Here is a 14,128-nt window from a genome sequence, read left to right as displayed (position 1 = left end):
GATGCTAGAGATCGAAATCGACGGCAAAAAGGTCGAGGTGGCCGACGGCAGCACCGTGATGGATGCTGCCAACAAGGCGGGTACCTTCATTCCCCATTTCTGCTATCACAAGAAGCTGTCCATCGCGGCCAACTGCCGCATGTGCCTGGTGGAAGTGGAGAAGGCGCCGAAGGCTTTGCCGGCCTGTGCCACGCCGGTCACTCCGGGCATGAAGGTGTCCACGCACTCCGAGAAGGCCGTCAAGGCGCAGAAGGCGGTGATGGAGTTCCTGCTCATCAACCACCCGCTGGATTGTCCGATCTGCGACCAGGGTGGCGAATGTCAGTTGCAGGATCTGGCCGTTGGTTATGGCGGCGCAGCTTCGCGCTACAAGGAAGAGAAGCGCGTCGTGTTCAACAAGAACCTCGGCCCGCTGATCAACACCGACATGACGCGCTGCATCCACTGCACGCGCTGTGTGCGCTTCGGTCAGGAAATTGCCGGCATCATGGAGCTGGGCATGGCCAACCGTGGCGAGCATTCCGAGATCATGGCCTTCGTCGACCGTTCGGTGGATTCCGAACTGTCCGGCAACAGCATCGACCTGTGCCCGGTCGGTGCGCTGACATCCAAGCCGTTCCGCTTCGCCGCCCGCACCTGGGAAATGGCGCGCCGCAAATCGGTGAGCCCGCACGACTCCCTGGGTTCCAACCTGATCGTCCAGGTCAAGCACGACAAGGTGTTCCGCGTGCTGCCGCTGGAGAACGAAGAGATCAATGAGTGCTGGCTGTCCGACAAGGACCGCTTCTCCTACGAAGGGCTGGACGCCGAGGATCGCCTGCTCGAGCCACGCATCAAGCATGGCGGCGTGTGGCACAAGGTCGACTGGCAGACCGCGCTGGACTACGTCGTGCGCACGCTGTCCGACATCAAGAAGGATTTTGGCGCCGAGCAGATCGCCGCGCTGGTGTCGCCACACAGTACGGTCGAGGAGATGTACCTCGCGCAGAAACTGGTGCGTGGCCTGGGCTCCGACAACATTGATTTCCGCCTGCGTCAGAGCGATTTCTCGCTGGATGGCAAGCTGGCGGGGGCGCCCTGGCTGGGGCTGCCGGTGGCTGCGCTGTCCACCCTGGATTCAGCACTGGTGATCGGCAGCTTCCTGCGCAAGGATCACCCGCTGATCGCCCAGCGCCTGCGTCGCGCCGTGCGCAGCAACTACACCAAGGTCGCCCGTGTACATGTGGCAGCGGACGACTGGCTGCTGCCGCTGGCGGCGGATCTGATCGTGGCGCCGGCGCAACTGGTGAAGTCGCTGGCCGAGATCGTTGTTGCGCTGGCGGGCAAGACCGGTTCGGCGATTGCGGCTGACCTGGCGGGCGTGACCCAAGGGATGGTGGCGTCCGCTGAGGCGCAGGCTGTCGCGGACAGCTTGCTCAATGGCGAGAAGCGGGCAGTTCTGCTGGGCAACTACGCTGTTCAGCACGCCAACTATGCCTCGCTGCATGTTCTGGCGCTGGAGATTGCGCGTCTGGCTGGGGCGACGCTGGGTGTGACCGGCGAGGCTGCGGGCTCTGTCGGCGGTTATCTGGCCAAGGCGCTGCCGCAGGCGGGCGGCGCCAATGCGGCGCAAGCGCTGTCGGATGCCCGCAAGGCCTATCTGTTGTTGGGCGTGGAGCCCGCGCTGGACACGGCGCAAGGTGCCGCCGCGAAGGCGGTGTTGGCGCAGGCAGGAAGCGTCATCTACATGGGCAGCTTTGCCGGCGACGCGGCGGACTACGCCGATGTCATGCTGCCGATCGCACCCTTCACCGAAACTTCCGGCACTTTCGTCAACGCCGAGGGCCGCGTGCAATCCTTTGTCGCCGTGGCCAAGCCGCAGGGCGAGACGCGCCCGGCCTGGAAGGTGCTGCGTGTGCTGGGCAATCTGCTGGGTCTGCAAGGCTTCGAACAGGACTCCAGCGAAGTGGTGCGCGACGAAGCCTTGTCGGGCGACGTGGCTGCGCAACTGAACAACGCCGTGAGTGGCGTGCTGCCGACCTTGGATGTGGCCAGTGCCGGCCTGCAGCGCATCGCCGATGTGCCGCTGTATTTCGCCGATCCGCTGGTGCGCCGCGCTGCGCCGCTGCAGCGCACGCGCGACGCCGCCGCGCCGACCGTACGCGTCAATGCCAGGACCTTGGCCGGTTTGTCGGTCGAGGCGGGCGCGACTCTGCGTGTGAAGTCGGCTGCGGGTAGCGTCGAGCTGCGTACGGTGCGGGATGACGGCGTGCCGGATGGCTGCGTGCGTGTGGCTGCCGCCCATGCCACGACGGCCGCCCTGGGCAGCCTGTCTGCCGAACTGAGCCTGGAGCGCGTGTGATGGAGCAACTGCTGCAACCCGTCGCCAGCCTGTTCGGCCCGCTGTGGCCGGTGGTCTGGACTCTCGTCAAGATCATCTGCATCGTGGCGCCGCTGATGGTGGGCGTGGCCTATCTGACGCTGGCTGAGCGCAAGGTCATCGGCTGGATCCAGGTCCGCATCGGCCCCAACCGCGTCGGCCCCTTGGGCCTGCTGCAACCCATTGCGGATGGCCTGAAGCTGCTGTTCAAGGAAATCATCATCCCGGCGCGGGCCAATCCGGCCTTGTTCCTGATTGGTCCGATGATGGCCTTTGCGGTGGCGCTGGCCGCCTGGGCGGTGGTGCCGTTCTCGGCCGAGCTGGTGCTGGCGGACGTCAATGCCGGCATCCTGTACCTGATGGCGATCACGTCCATGGGCGTGTATGGCGTCATCATTGCGGGCTGGGCTTCGAACTCGAAGTACGCCTTCCTCGGCGCACTGCGCTCGGCGGCGCAGATGGTGTCCTACGAACTGGCCATGGGCTTCGCACTGGTCTGTGTGCTGATGGTGTCGGGCTCGCTGAACCTGTCCGACATCGTGCGTTCGCAGGGTGAGGGCTGGGCCGCGTCGCATGGGGTGTCGGTGCTGTCCTGGAACTGGCTGCCGCTGCTGCCGATGTTCGTGGTGTACCTGATTTCCGGCGTGGCCGAGACGAACCGTGCGCCCTTCGACGTGGTGGAAGGCGAATCGGAAATCGTGGCCGGCCACATGATCGAATACTCGGGCATGGCCTTCGCGCTGTTCTTCCTGGCCGAGTACGCCAACATGTTCCTGGTGGCGGCCCTGACCTCGGTGTTCTTCCTGGGCGGTTGGCTGTCGCCGGTGGGCTTCCTGCCTGATGGCGTGTGGTGGTTGATCGCCAAGATCGGTTTCGTCCTGTTCCTGTTCCTCTGGTTCCGAGCCACCTTCCCGCGCTTCCGCTATGACCAGATCATGCGTCTGGGCTGGAAGGTATTCATTCCCCTGTGTCTGGCCTGGGTACTCATCACGGGTGTCTGGATCATGTCGCCCCTTTCGCTCTGGAAGTAAGCCATGGGTGCAATGAAACAATTCTTTGGCAGCCTCGTCCTGCTGGAACTGGTCAAGGGGTTGGCCCTGACCGGGCGTCACATGTTCCAGCGCAAGATCACGGTGCAGTTCCCCGAGGAGAAGACGCCGCAGAGCCCGCGCTTCCGCGGCCTGCACGCGCTGCGTCGCTATCCCAACGGGGAAGAGCGCTGCATCGCCTGCAAACTGTGCGAGGCGGTGTGCCCGGCGATGGCGATCACCATCGAGTCTGACCAGCGTGACGACGGTACGCGCCGCACCACGCGCTACGACATCGACCTGACCAAGTGCATCTTCTGCGGCTTCTGCGAAGAAGCCTGCCCGGTGGATGCGATCGTCGAGACGCGCGTGCTGGAGTACCACGGCGAGAAGCGTGGCGATCTCTACTACACCAAGCAGATGCTGCTGGCCGTGGGAGACCGCTACGAGGCGCAGATCGCCCAGGACCGCGAAATCGAGTCGCAATACCGATAGGAGCCGCAGACCGTCACGCGACCGTTTGCCACGACCACATGGACATCTCTCTCTACCTCTTCTACGCCTTCGCCGCGATCCTGGTGTATGCCGGCCTGCGCGTGATTACCTCGCGCAACCCGGTGTCGGCCGTCTTGCACCTGGTGCTGGCTTTCTTCACCGCGGGTTGCATCTGGATGCTGATGCACGCGGAGTTTCTCGCCATTGCGATCGTGCTGATTTACGTCGGTGCGGTGATGGTGCTGTTCCTGTTCGTGGTGATGATGCTGAACATCAACATCGACCGTGTGCGCGAGGGTTTCTGGCGCTACCTGCCGGTGGGTCTGGTGGTGGCCTCCATCATGGTCGTGGAGATGGTGGCAGTCTTGAAAGGCCCCTACTTCAACCTGGAGAACATGCCTGCGCCGGTGGCGCCGCCTGCGGGCACCAGCAACACCCAGGAACTGGCACGCGAACTGTTCACGAACTACGCCTATCCCTTTGAAGTGGCCTCGCTGATCCTGCTGGTGGCGATGATCGCGGCCGTGGCGCTGACGCATCGTCGGCGCGAAGGGAGCAAGTACGCCGACCCGGCCGCGCAGGTCGCGGTCAAGGCGGAAGACCGCATGCGTGTCGTCAGCATGCCGGTCGAGAAGGAATAAGCACAACGCATTTTGACTGGCCGGCGGAGTGCCGGCCTGTGGAGAGACTCATGTTGCCTTTGTCGCACGTCCTCATCCTGAGCGCTGTCCTGTTCGCGATCAGCGTGGTCGGCATCTTCCTGAACCGGAAGAACTTGATCGTGCTGCTGATGGCGATCGAACTGATGCTGCTCGCGGTGAACATGAACTTCGTGGCCTTCTCGCGTTACCTCGGTGACTCGTCGGGCCAGATCTTCGTCTTCTTCACGCTGGTCGTCGCTGCGGCAGAGTCAGCCATAGGTTTGGCCATCCTGGTGACGCTGTTCCGCAACCTGCGCACCATCCACGTGGATGATCTCGACAGCCTGAAGGGCTGAGACACATAACAATGAGCACCACCATGAGCTCCATGCAGAAACTCTACCTGCTCGTGCCCCTGGCCCCTCTGGCCGGCGCCATCCTGGCCGGCTTGTTTGGCAAGCTACTCGGCCGCACGTTGTCACATGTCGTGACCATTCTCGGGGTGGCGATTGCCTTCATCGCCTCGGTGGTGATCTATCAGGATGTGGCTGCCGGCAACACCTTCGAGGGCTCGCTCTATACCTGGGCGACCAGTGGCGGCATCAGCTTCGAGGTGGGTTTCCTGATCGACTCGCTGACCGTGATGATGATGCTGGTGGTGACCTTCGTGTCCCTGATGGTGCACCTCTACACCGTTGGCTACATGGCGGATGATCCTGGCTATCAGCGCTTCTTCAGCTACATCTCGCTGTTCACCTTCTCGATGTTGATGCTTGTGATGAGCAACAACTTCCTGCAGTTGTTCTTCGGCTGGGAAGCGGTGGGCCTGGTGTCCTACCTGCTGATCGGCTTCTGGTACACGCGGCCGACGGCGGTGTATGCCAACCTCAAGGCCTTCCTGGTCAACCGTGTGGGCGACTTCGGTTTCCTGCTGGGTATCGGCCTGATCGCAGCCTTCGCCGGTTCCTTGAACTACCGCGAAGTGTTCGCCGCGATCCCGGTGCTGATGAACCTGACCGTGCCGGCCACAGGCTGGCCGCTGGTCACGGCGATCTGCATCTGCCTGTTCATCGGCGCGATGGGCAAGTCGGCCCAGGTGCCGCTGCATGTGTGGCTGCCGGACTCGATGGAAGGCCCGACGCCGATCTCCGCGCTGATTCACGCCGCGACCATGGTGACCGCCGGCATCTTCATGGTGGCGCGTATGTCGCCGCTGTTCGAGATGTCCGAAACCGCGCTGTCCTTCGTCATGGTGATCGGTGCCACGACCGCGCTGTTCATGGGCTTCCTCGGTATCGTGCAGAACGACATCAAGCGCGTGGTGGCCTATTCCACGCTGTCGCAACTGGGCTACATGACGGTCGCCCTCGGCGCCTCGGCCTACTCGGCTGCGGTGTTCCACCTGATGACACACGCATTCTTCAAGGCCCTGCTGTTCCTGGGCGCAGGTTCGGTGATCATCGGCATGCATCACGATCAGGACATGCGCAACATGGGTGGCCTGTGGAAGTACATGAAGATCACCTGGATCACTTCGCTGATCGGGTCGCTTGCGCTGATCGGCACGCCCTTCCTGGCCGGCTTCTATTCCAAGGACTCCATCATTGAGGCGGTGCATGCCTCGCAGGTCTGGGGCTCCGGTTATGCCTACTTCTGCGTGATCGTGGGGGTGTTCGTTACCGCCTTCTACTCCTTCCGCATGTACTTCATGGTGTTCCACGGCGAGGAGCGCTTCGGTCACGCGCATGATCACCATGAGGATCACGATGACGAAGAGCCGGCCTCGGATCACCACCATGGCCTGGCGCCGGGGCAGAAACCGCATGAGTCGCCGTGGGTCGTGTGGCTGCCTCTGGTGCTGCTGGCTATTCCCTCGGTGCTGGTCGGCTATTTCACGATCCAGCCGATGCTGTTCGGCGACTGGTTCGATGGCGTGATCTTCGTGGCCGAGTCGCACGACGTGCTGGGCGAACTGGCGGCGCACTTCCATGGCCCGGCCGGCATGGCGGTGCACGGTCTGGCTACGCTGCCGTTCTGGCTGGCACTGGCCGGTGTAGTCACAGCTTGGGCGCTGTACCTCAAACGCCCGGACATTCCAGCGGCGATCCAGAAGCGCTTCGGCTTCCTGTACACCCTGCTCGACAACAAGTATTACTTCGACCGCTTCAACGAGGTGGTGTTCGCCGGTGGCGCGCGCCTGCTGGGGCGTGGCTTGTGGAAGGCCGGCGACCAGGCCCTCATCGACGGGGTGGCGGTCAATGGCACGGCGGCGCTGGTGGGCTGGGTGGCGCGCCTGGTCCGCCTGGTGCAGAGCGGTTATGTCTATCAGTATGCCTTCGGCATCATTGCCGGGGTCGTGATCCTGCTTGTGCTGTGGTGGCCCTACCTGCGTGTGGGCGCCTTCGGGGGCTGAGCTTCATCACCAACGCGAATCGACAAGAACGGAAACAATGATGAGTGCGGTCAATTACCTCAACCTGGCGATCTGGATTCCCATCCTCGGGGGGCTCCTGACGCTCGTGACCGGCAGCGACAAGAATGCGAAGGTGGCACGGCTGATTGCCCTGATGGTGGCGCTGGCCGGCTTCCTGGTGACGATTCCCCTCTACACCGGTTTCGATACCACCACGCCGGCCATGCAGTTCGTGATGAACGTGCCGTGGATCGAGTACTTCAGCGTCAACTATCACATCGGCGTGGACGGCATCTCGATGCCCTTCGTGCTGCTCAATAGCTTCATCACGGTGATCGTGGTCGTGGCCGCGTGGGAGGTGATCCAGACCAAGGTGGCGCAGTACATGGCGGCCTTCCTGATCATGTCCGGTCTCATGAACGGCATCTTCTCTGCGCTCGATGGCGTGTTGTTCTACGTCTTCTTCGAGGCCTCGCTGATTCCGCTGTACCTGGCCATCGGGATCTGGGGCGGCCCCAACCGCGTGTATGCCGCGATCAAGTTCTTCCTCTACACGCTGCTGGGCTCGCTGCTGATGTTGCTGGCCTTCATCTACCTGTTCCAGAACTCGGGCGGCAGCTTCAACATCCTGGAGTGGCACCAACTGCAACTGGGCGAGCGCGCGCAGACCTGGATCTTCTGGGCCTTCCTGCTCTCGTTTGCGGTCAAGGTGCCGATGTGGCCGGTGCATACCTGGTTGCCGGACGCGCACGTCGAGGCGCCCACGGGCGGTTCGGTGGTGCTGGCCGCTATTGCCCTGAAGCTGGGCGCCTACGGCTTCCTGCGCTTCTCGCTGCCGATCCTGCCGGATGCCAGCCAGGCCATGGCGCCCTTCATGATCACGCTGTCGCTGATCGCGGTCATCTACATCGGCTTCGTCGCGCTGGTGCAGACCGACATGAAGAAACTGGTGGCCTATTCCTCGATCTCGCACATGGGTTTCGTGACCCTGGGCTTCTTCATGTTCAACCCGCTGGGGGTGGAAGGCGCACTGGTGCAGATGATTTCGCACGGCTTCGTGTCGGGCGCCATGTTCCTGTGCATCGGCGTGCTCTACGACCGCATGCACAGCCGCAACATCGCCGACTACGGCGGCGTCGTGAACACCATGCCCAAGTTCGCCGCCTTCTTCATGCTGTTCGCCATGGCCAATGCCGGCCTGCCGGCCACCAGTGGCTTCGTGGGCGAATTCATGGTCGCCCTGGGGGCGGTGCAATACAACTTCTGGGTCGGCTTCGCGGCGGCCACCACGCTGGTGCTCGGTGCGGCCTACACGCTGTGGATGTACAAGCGCGTGGTCTTCGGCGCCGTGGCCAATGCGCATGTGGCCGAGCTGACCGACATCAACAAGCGCGAGTTCGCATTCCTGGCCGTGCTGGCCGTCTGCGTGCTGGCCATGGGTCTGTACCCCTTCCCGGTGACGGAGGTGATGCACACCTCGGTCAATGAACTGCTGCGCCATGTGGCGCAGGGCAAGCTGTAAGCGATCCGGCACGATATTCGGCGCAACCGAGCAAGCATACGAACATGATGGATTTCCAGATCCCCGATTTCGGCCCCGCCCTGGCGGAGCTCTTCCTGGCTTCAGCGGCGCTGCTGATCCTGCTGCTGATCTCATTCCTCAAGCGCACCGCGAGCAGTGCCGCTTTCTGGCTGAGCCAGATCGCCTTGCTGATGACGGCCGTGCTGTCCCTGATGCCGGTGCTGACCGGTGCCGGCATCGGTTTCACTTTCGGCCAGATGTTCATCAACGATCCGATGGGCGCGGTGCTCAAGAGCCTGGCCTGCTTCGCGGTGCTGTTGGTGTTGCTGTACGGCCGCCGCTACATGTCGGATCGCCGCATCGAGACGCCCGAGTACTATCTGCTGGTGCTGTTCGCGACCCTGGGCATCATGGTGTTGATCACCGCGGGCAACCTGCTGACGGTTTATCTGGGCTTGGAATTGCTGTCGCTGTCGTCCTACGCGCTGGTGGCGATCAATCGCGATTCCGCCCGCTCCACCGAAGCAGCCATGAAGTATTTCGTCCTCGGTGCGCTGTCTTCCGGTCTGCTGCTGTACGGCATCTCGATGATCTACGGGGCGACCCAGACCCTGGACATCGTGGGCGTCTACGGCGCGCTGTTCGAACAACAGGCCAATCGCACGGTGCTGATGTTCGGCGTCGTGTTCCTGGTCGCCGGCATCGCGTTCAAGCTGGGCGTGGTGCCCTTCCACATGTGGATTCCCGACGTTTATGACGGTGCGCCCTCGGCGGTGACCCTGTTCATCAGCACGGCACCCAAGCTGGCCGCGTTCGTCATGACCTTCCGCCTGCTCGCCATCGGCCTGTGGGACTTGGCCGAACAGTGGCAGAAGATGTTGATGTTCACCGCCGTGGCCTCCATCGTGCTGGGCAACCTGGCGGCCATCGCACAGACCAGCTTCAAGCGCATGCTGGCCTACTCAGCCATCTCGCACATGGGCTTCATGCTGCTGGGTCTGGTGTCCGGCGTCATGACGGGGGGCGACCGCGGCGGCATCTACAACGCTTACGGCGCTTCGCTGTTCTACGTGGTGACCTATGCGCTGACCGGCCTGGCCTCGTTCGGCGTGCTGCTGTTGCTGTCGCGCAAGGGCTTCGAAGCGGAGAACATCGACGACTTCAAGGGCTTGAACCAGCGCAGCGCCTGGTGGGCCGCGATGGCAGCGATCGTGATGTTCTCGATGGCCGGCATCCCGTTCTTCGTCGGCTTCTTCTCCAAGTTCTTCGTGCTGCAAACCGTCATCACCACCGGCCGCTTGTGGCTGGCCGTGCTGGCCGTGCTGATGTCGCTGATCGGCGCCTTCTACTACCTGCGCATCGTCAAGCTGATGTACTTCGATGAGCCGACCGACAGTGGCTCGCTGCAGGGCGGCCTGGGCATGCGCGTGGTGCTGAGCCTCAATGTGCTGGCCATCGCGTTGTTGGGTCTGTTCCCCGGGCGCCTGATGCAGTTGTGCGTCAACATCATCAACGCCTCGATCTGAGTGCCGGCATGAAGATGGACGAAGGCCTGACCGAGACGCGCATCGACGGCGAGCAGGTGTTCGACGGCAAGCTGCTCAAGGTCTACCGTGACCGTGTGCGCCTGCCCGACGGCAAGGAAGCATTCCGCGAGTACATCAAGCATCCGGGTGCCTGCGTCGTGATCCCCGAGGTGGCGCCCGGCGTGCTGCTGTTCGAGCGTCAGTTCCGCTACCCGGTGGGCCGGGTGTTCCTCGAACTGCCGGCCGGCAAGCTCGATCCGAACGAGAGTCTGCTGACCTGTGCCCAGCGTGAGCTGGAAGAGGAGACCGGCTATACCGCCGCCTCGTGGCAGCATCTGGGCACCATGCACCCGTGCATTGGTTACTCCGATGAGCGCATCGAGATCTTCCTCGCGCGCCAGCTCAGCGCCGGGCCGCAGCGCCTGGATGAAGGCGAATTCCTGGAACTGGTGGAGCTGTCCTGCGAGGAGGCTTGTCGTGCCGTCCTCGATGGCCGCATCACCGACGCCAAGTCGGTCACCGCCCTGTTTTTCGCCCGCGCCGCGCTGGCGGCGGACTGAGTCGCCCGGCACGCAGGCGATTGCGGCAGCAAGGGCGCACGCGCCTGCTTCCACTGCCCGTGCTGCCTGTTAGAATCCCTGCACATATCAATAAACACGGGCCGCAACCTGAGTGGCCTCGACACCAACGAGAGGAAACATGAAACACACGGCATTTCTGCTTTTGTGTGCGGCCTTCCTGCCCGTTGCGAGCAGTGCCCAGGCAGCGGACGGCAATGCGCGCAGTGGCGAGAAGAAGGTGGCGCTATGCGCCGGCTGCCACGGGATTCCTGGCTACCGCACGACTTTCCCCGAGACCTACAACGTGCCCAAGCTGGGCGGTCAGCACGCGGCCTATGTCGTGGCGGCCCTCAAGGCTTACAAGAGCGGCGAGCGCAAGCATCCCGACATGAACAGCATCGCAGCGAGCCTGTCCGACAAGGACATGGCCGACATCGCGGCTTATTACGCGCAGGTGAAAAAGTGAGCATCCGTATGAAGACCTCCGTCTCCCTCGGCCTGCTCCTGGCCACCACCCTGGTCGTCGCGCCGGTTCATGCGGCCGGCAATGCCGCCAATGGCAAGGCCAAGTCTGCGGCCTGTGCCGCTTGTCATGGCCCCGATGGCAACAGCCCGCTGCCGCTTTATCCCAAGCTCGCAGGCCAGCACGCCGACTACCTGCAGCAGGCGCTCAAGGGCTACAAGTCGGGCGCGCGCAAGAACGAGATCATGAAGGGCATGGCGGCCCCGCTGTCCGCGCAGGACATCGAGGACCTGGCGGCCTTCTACGCCAGTCAACAGGGCCTGTCGGTCAAGCGCTGAGGGCCTGCCCGTCGCGCAGCCAAGAAAAACCGGGCCCAAGCCCGGTTTTTCCTTTTTTGGCGACTGCTCAGCTACCAACCTGGGCGACCCAGGCGGGCAAGGGTGCGCTCCGGTGCAGCACGTCGTCGCGCAGCCACAGTGCGCTGCGTCGCGCGCGCGCGGCGACCGTGGGTAGCGGCAACTGCTGGTAGTCGTCGTTGAAGACCTCGAAGCTGTAGTCGCCGGCATAGCCGAGCTGCTCCAGACGGATTACTAGGTCGGCCAGCTCCGCGCTGTGCGCGCCTTCGCCGGGGAACACGCGGAAGGTGCGCGCGGTGGTCATGCGGTCCTCGAAGCTTTGCGTCTCCTGCCACATGAAGTCGGAGAGCTGGACGAGGAAGATGCGGTCCGGGTCGAGCTCCTCGATGCTGTCCAGCGGGGTCTTGGCGGCGAAGATGTGGTACGAGTCCAGGCCCAAGCCCAGGTTGGGGCAGTCGGCCAGGCACACGAGGTCCCAGGCGGTGGTGAACTCGTTGATGGTGCGCCCCCAGGACAGCCCCTCGTAGGCGACCTTGATGCCCAGCGGCAGGGCCAGGGTGGCGAGCTTGCGCAGATCGCGCGCCAGGGTGTCCATATCCTGAGTGGCGTGGCGCGACACCGAGGAGCAAGCGAGCAGCACGCGGCTGCCCAGTGCGGCGCACATCTCCAGCATCGCGCGCGCGACCTCCAGCTTGTAACCATGGAGGGGTTCGGACAGCCCCTCGAAATCGCGCAGTACCTGGAAGCCAGTGGGGCGCAATCCGCTCGCGCGCACCGCCGCGACTGCCGCTTCCAGGCCGTCGGGATGCCCCACGATGTCACGCGCGCTGAGCATGACCTGGGAGAAGCCGGCCGCGCGCATGGCGGCCAGCTTGGCCTCCAGCGGGCCGGCCAGGGTGATGGTGTCCATGCCGAAACCGTCGAGCGCGCTCATGACTGATCCTGCCCGACCTGGTGGACCAGCTCGAAGGCTACCGAGCCCAGCACGCTGCGCGTGAGTGCGCCGCGATCGTCGGGATGCAGTTCGCTGCCATCGACGAAGCCCACGCCGCGCGCCTGCAACTGACGAACCACCTCGGGTACATCGGCGACGCCCAGGCCGATGCGCTGCAGGCATTCCTGCGTCATGTCCTCGTCGTCATCCCAGGGGAAGGGCTCCACCAGTTGCCACAGGAAGCTGCCGCAGGGGCTCTTCATCAGCTTGCCTTTGGGCATCACGCCGAAGCGTTGCTCGTCGGGAATCCCGGCAAAGCCGAACAGGCGTTCGTAGTAGTACATCCAGTCCGCGCTGCGGTGGCTGCCGACGTATTGCACCACGCCGAAGTAGCGCATGCCGCCAATGGCCGGCGGGTGCGGATCGACGTCGGGGATGGGGGTGAAGTCGATGTCGTAGATCGAGAAGTCGCGCCAGCGATCGACGAAGTAGAAGCGGCTGCCACCCGGGCCGTGGATGGCCGGGATGTGCAGTTCCATGGCGGTGGCATGGCTGGGCACGTCCCACGCACCCAGCGCGAGGCAGGCGAGGTGGGCGGCGCGCGCGTCGGCCACACGCAGGGCCACGGCCGAGATCAGTGGAGCGCCGCCAGCGGTGGCGCTGACCCGCGCGTCCTCGGGGTGCGAGTTCACCACCAGGTTCATCTCGCCCTGGCGGTACAGGGTGACCTCGCGTGAGCGATGGCGCGCCACGGGGCGGAAGCCCATCTGCTCCAGGACCTGGCCCAGGGCTTGCGGTTGCTGCGTGGCGTACTCGATGAATTCGATGCCGGCGATGCCCAGCGGGTTTGGGGTGGCGGGGATGTTCTCGCGGTCGGTGGCGGCGTGCATGTGGGCTCCTTGCATCAGCTATCCAGTTGCGCCAGGGCGCGCAGGGCTTCCGGCGTGGTCGTCGGCAGGGCGAAGAATTCCAGGTAGGCGGGAATCTGCTCGAACAGCATGTCGGCGCCGATCTGCACGCGGCAGCCACGCGCCAGTGCAGCTTTCAGCAGTGGGGTCAGCGCAGCCTTGAGCACTACCTCGCCCACGAAGGTGCTGGGGGCCAGGCGAGCCGGGTCCAGCGGCAGGGGGTCGTCGTCGCGCATGCCCAGTGGCGTGGCGTTGACCACCAGGTCGAAGCCCTGCGGGTCCGGGGCGTGAGCGCTGACCCGCACCTGCGGGTAGTGGTGCTGCAGGCGCTGGGTGAGTGCCAGCACCGGCTCTGTCTGGGGGTCATGGAGCGCCAGGCTGGCCACGCCGGCCGCTGCCAGTGAGGCGGCAATGGCCGAGCCGACTCCGCCACAGCCGAGCACCAGCGCCTGTTTGCCGCGCGGGTCGAAGCCCTTGCGCCGGATGCCGCGCACGAAGCCTTCGCCGTCGAACATGTCACCGACGAGGCGGCCGTCGGACAGGCGGCGTACCGCGTTGCAGGCGCCGGCGATCAGCGCGGCGGGGCTGGCTTCGTCGATCAGGCCGAGGGTGGTCACCTTGTGCGGCATGGTGATCAGGGCGCCGCAGATGTTGGTGAGCGAGAACACCGCGCGTAGCAGGGCAGGGTAGTCGGGTGCCTGACAGCCCATCGGCACCACGACACAATCCACCCCGGCATGTTCGAACCAGGGGTTGTAGATCATCGGCGACTTGAAGGTGTGCGTCGGGTAGCCGATGTGAGCGATGAGGGAGGTCGATCCGCGGATCATGGGGTGTGGCCTGTGCGATCTGTGTCTGACGGCTTTGTGGTGAACCCTTTCCCCAACCCTCTCCCGCTCGCGGGAGAGGGGGCTCGCGCCGGG

14 protein-coding genes are annotated in these 14,128 nt (G+C 64.2%); 11 read left to right on the top strand and 3 right to left on the bottom strand.

Going from position 1 to position 14,128, the window contains the following annotated elements:
• Position 1: 1 nt before the first annotated feature.
• The 11 genes from nuoG (at position 2) to NMB43_RS14140 (ending at position 11,345) form a co-directional block, all read left to right on the top strand.
• On the top strand, positions 2 to 2,341 hold the full coding sequence (nuoG, locus tag NMB43_RS14190; protein ID WP_494348813.1) for an NADH-quinone oxidoreductase subunit NuoG: 2,340 nt from the start codon (positions 2 to 4) through the stop codon (positions 2,339 to 2,341).
• The gene (nuoH, locus tag NMB43_RS14185) at positions 2,341 to 3,390 is read left to right on the top strand and encodes an NADH-quinone oxidoreductase subunit NuoH (RefSeq protein WP_494348812.1); all 1,050 of its coding nucleotides are present in this window, start codon (positions 2,341 to 2,343) and stop codon (positions 3,388 to 3,390) included. Before nuoG ends, nuoH begins: the two co-directional genes overlap by 1 nt.
• 3 nt (positions 3,391 to 3,393) lie before the next feature.
• Positions 3,394 to 3,882: an NADH-quinone oxidoreductase subunit NuoI gene (gene nuoI / locus NMB43_RS14180; protein ID WP_494348811.1), complete on the top strand. Its 489-nt coding sequence runs from the start codon at positions 3,394 to 3,396 to the stop codon at positions 3,880 to 3,882.
• Positions 3,883 to 3,920: 38 nt separating this feature from the next.
• Entirely contained in the window at positions 3,921 to 4,523 is a 603-nt protein-coding gene (locus NMB43_RS14175; protein ID WP_494348810.1) for an NADH-quinone oxidoreductase subunit J, read from the top strand.
• Positions 4,524 to 4,573: 50 nt separating this feature from the next.
• A complete protein-coding gene (gene nuoK / locus NMB43_RS14170) occupies positions 4,574 to 4,879 on the top strand; it encodes an NADH-quinone oxidoreductase subunit NuoK (protein ID WP_494348809.1) in 306 nt (101 codons plus the stop codon).
• Between the two features lie 23 nt (positions 4,880 to 4,902).
• Positions 4,903 to 6,936, top strand: coding sequence for an NADH-quinone oxidoreductase subunit L (nuoL, locus tag NMB43_RS14165; protein ID WP_494352153.1), 2,034 nt, complete (start codon positions 4,903 to 4,905; stop codon positions 6,934 to 6,936).
• A 40-nt stretch (positions 6,937 to 6,976) separates the two neighbouring features.
• Complete coding sequence (locus NMB43_RS14160; RefSeq protein ID WP_494348808.1) at positions 6,977 to 8,458, top strand: NADH-quinone oxidoreductase subunit M; 1,482 nt, start codon at positions 6,977 to 6,979, stop codon at positions 8,456 to 8,458.
• 47 nt (positions 8,459 to 8,505) lie between these two features.
• Positions 8,506 to 9,984: an NADH-quinone oxidoreductase subunit NuoN gene (gene nuoN / locus NMB43_RS14155; RefSeq protein WP_494352152.1), complete on the top strand. Its 1,479-nt coding sequence runs from the start codon at positions 8,506 to 8,508 to the stop codon at positions 9,982 to 9,984.
• Positions 9,985 to 9,992: 8 nt separating this feature from the next.
• The gene (locus tag NMB43_RS14150; protein WP_494348807.1) at positions 9,993 to 10,544 is read left to right on the top strand and encodes an NUDIX domain-containing protein; all 552 of its coding nucleotides are present in this window, start codon (positions 9,993 to 9,995) and stop codon (positions 10,542 to 10,544) included.
• Between the two features lie 139 nt (positions 10,545 to 10,683).
• A complete protein-coding gene (locus NMB43_RS14145) occupies positions 10,684 to 11,010 on the top strand; it encodes a c-type cytochrome (protein WP_494348806.1) in 327 nt (108 codons plus the stop codon).
• An 8-nt stretch (positions 11,011 to 11,018) separates the two neighbouring features.
• Positions 11,019 to 11,345 carry a c-type cytochrome gene (locus NMB43_RS14140; protein WP_494348805.1) on the top strand — a complete coding sequence of 109 codons (327 nt, stop codon included), beginning with the start codon at positions 11,019 to 11,021 and terminating at the stop codon, positions 11,343 to 11,345.
• Positions 11,346 to 11,412: 67 nt separating this feature from the next.
• Here NMB43_RS14140 and NMB43_RS14135 read toward each other — a convergent pair whose 3' ends face one another.
• Genes NMB43_RS14135 through NMB43_RS14125 form a run of 3 tightly spaced genes read right to left on the bottom strand, consistent with a single transcriptional unit; the run spans position 11,413 to position 14,035 of the window.
• Entirely contained in the window at positions 11,413 to 12,297 is an 885-nt protein-coding gene (locus NMB43_RS14135) for a sugar phosphate isomerase/epimerase family protein (protein ID WP_494348804.1), read from the bottom strand.
• A complete protein-coding gene (locus tag NMB43_RS14130; RefSeq protein WP_494348803.1) occupies positions 12,294 to 13,187 on the bottom strand; it encodes a 4-hydroxyphenylpyruvate dioxygenase in 894 nt (297 codons plus the stop codon). Before NMB43_RS14130 ends, NMB43_RS14135 begins: the two co-directional genes overlap by 4 nt.
• A gap of 14 nt (positions 13,188 to 13,201) precedes the next feature.
• Positions 13,202 to 14,035, bottom strand: a complete 834-nt coding sequence (locus tag NMB43_RS14125) for a shikimate dehydrogenase family protein (protein ID WP_494348802.1) — start codon at positions 14,033 to 14,035, stop codon at positions 13,202 to 13,204.
• Positions 14,036 to 14,128: the final 93 nt, after the last annotated feature.

This window comes from Uliginosibacterium sangjuense (genome assembly GCF_059132465.1).
The sequence above is the reverse complement of the archived record's forward strand: the minus strand, read 5'-3'. Positions and strand labels throughout refer to the sequence as shown.

Bases quoted from the DNA above. Each gene is read 5' to 3' on its own strand.
- nuoG (WP_494348813.1), top strand. From the start codon at position 2: ATGCTAGAGATCGAAATCGACGGCAAAAAGGTCGAGGTGGCCGACGGC.
- nuoH (WP_494348812.1), top strand. From the start codon at position 2,341: ATGGAGCAACTGCTGCAACCCGTCGCCAGCCTGTTCGGCCCGCTGTGG.
- nuoI (WP_494348811.1), top strand. From the start codon at position 3,394: ATGGGTGCAATGAAACAATTCTTTGGCAGCCTCGTCCTGCTGGAACTG.
- NMB43_RS14175 (WP_494348810.1), top strand. From the start codon at position 3,921: ATGGACATCTCTCTCTACCTCTTCTACGCCTTCGCCGCGATCCTGGTG.
- nuoK (WP_494348809.1), top strand. From the start codon at position 4,574: ATGTTGCCTTTGTCGCACGTCCTCATCCTGAGCGCTGTCCTGTTCGCG.
- nuoL (WP_494352153.1), top strand. From the start codon at position 4,903: ATGAGCTCCATGCAGAAACTCTACCTGCTCGTGCCCCTGGCCCCTCTG.
- NMB43_RS14160 (WP_494348808.1), top strand. From the start codon at position 6,977: ATGAGTGCGGTCAATTACCTCAACCTGGCGATCTGGATTCCCATCCTC.
- nuoN (WP_494352152.1), top strand. From the start codon at position 8,506: ATGGATTTCCAGATCCCCGATTTCGGCCCCGCCCTGGCGGAGCTCTTC.
- NMB43_RS14150 (WP_494348807.1), top strand. From the start codon at position 9,993: ATGAAGATGGACGAAGGCCTGACCGAGACGCGCATCGACGGCGAGCAG.
- NMB43_RS14145 (WP_494348806.1), top strand. From the start codon at position 10,684: ATGAAACACACGGCATTTCTGCTTTTGTGTGCGGCCTTCCTGCCCGTT.
- NMB43_RS14140 (WP_494348805.1), top strand. From the start codon at position 11,019: ATGAAGACCTCCGTCTCCCTCGGCCTGCTCCTGGCCACCACCCTGGTC.
- NMB43_RS14135 (WP_494348804.1), bottom strand. From the start codon at position 12,297: ATGAGCGCGCTCGACGGTTTCGGCATGGACACCATCACCCTGGCCGGC.
- NMB43_RS14130 (WP_494348803.1), bottom strand. From the start codon at position 13,187: ATGCACGCCGCCACCGACCGCGAGAACATCCCCGCCACCCCAAACCCG.
- NMB43_RS14125 (WP_494348802.1), bottom strand. From the start codon at position 14,035: ATGATCCGCGGATCGACCTCCCTCATCGCTCACATCGGCTACCCGACG.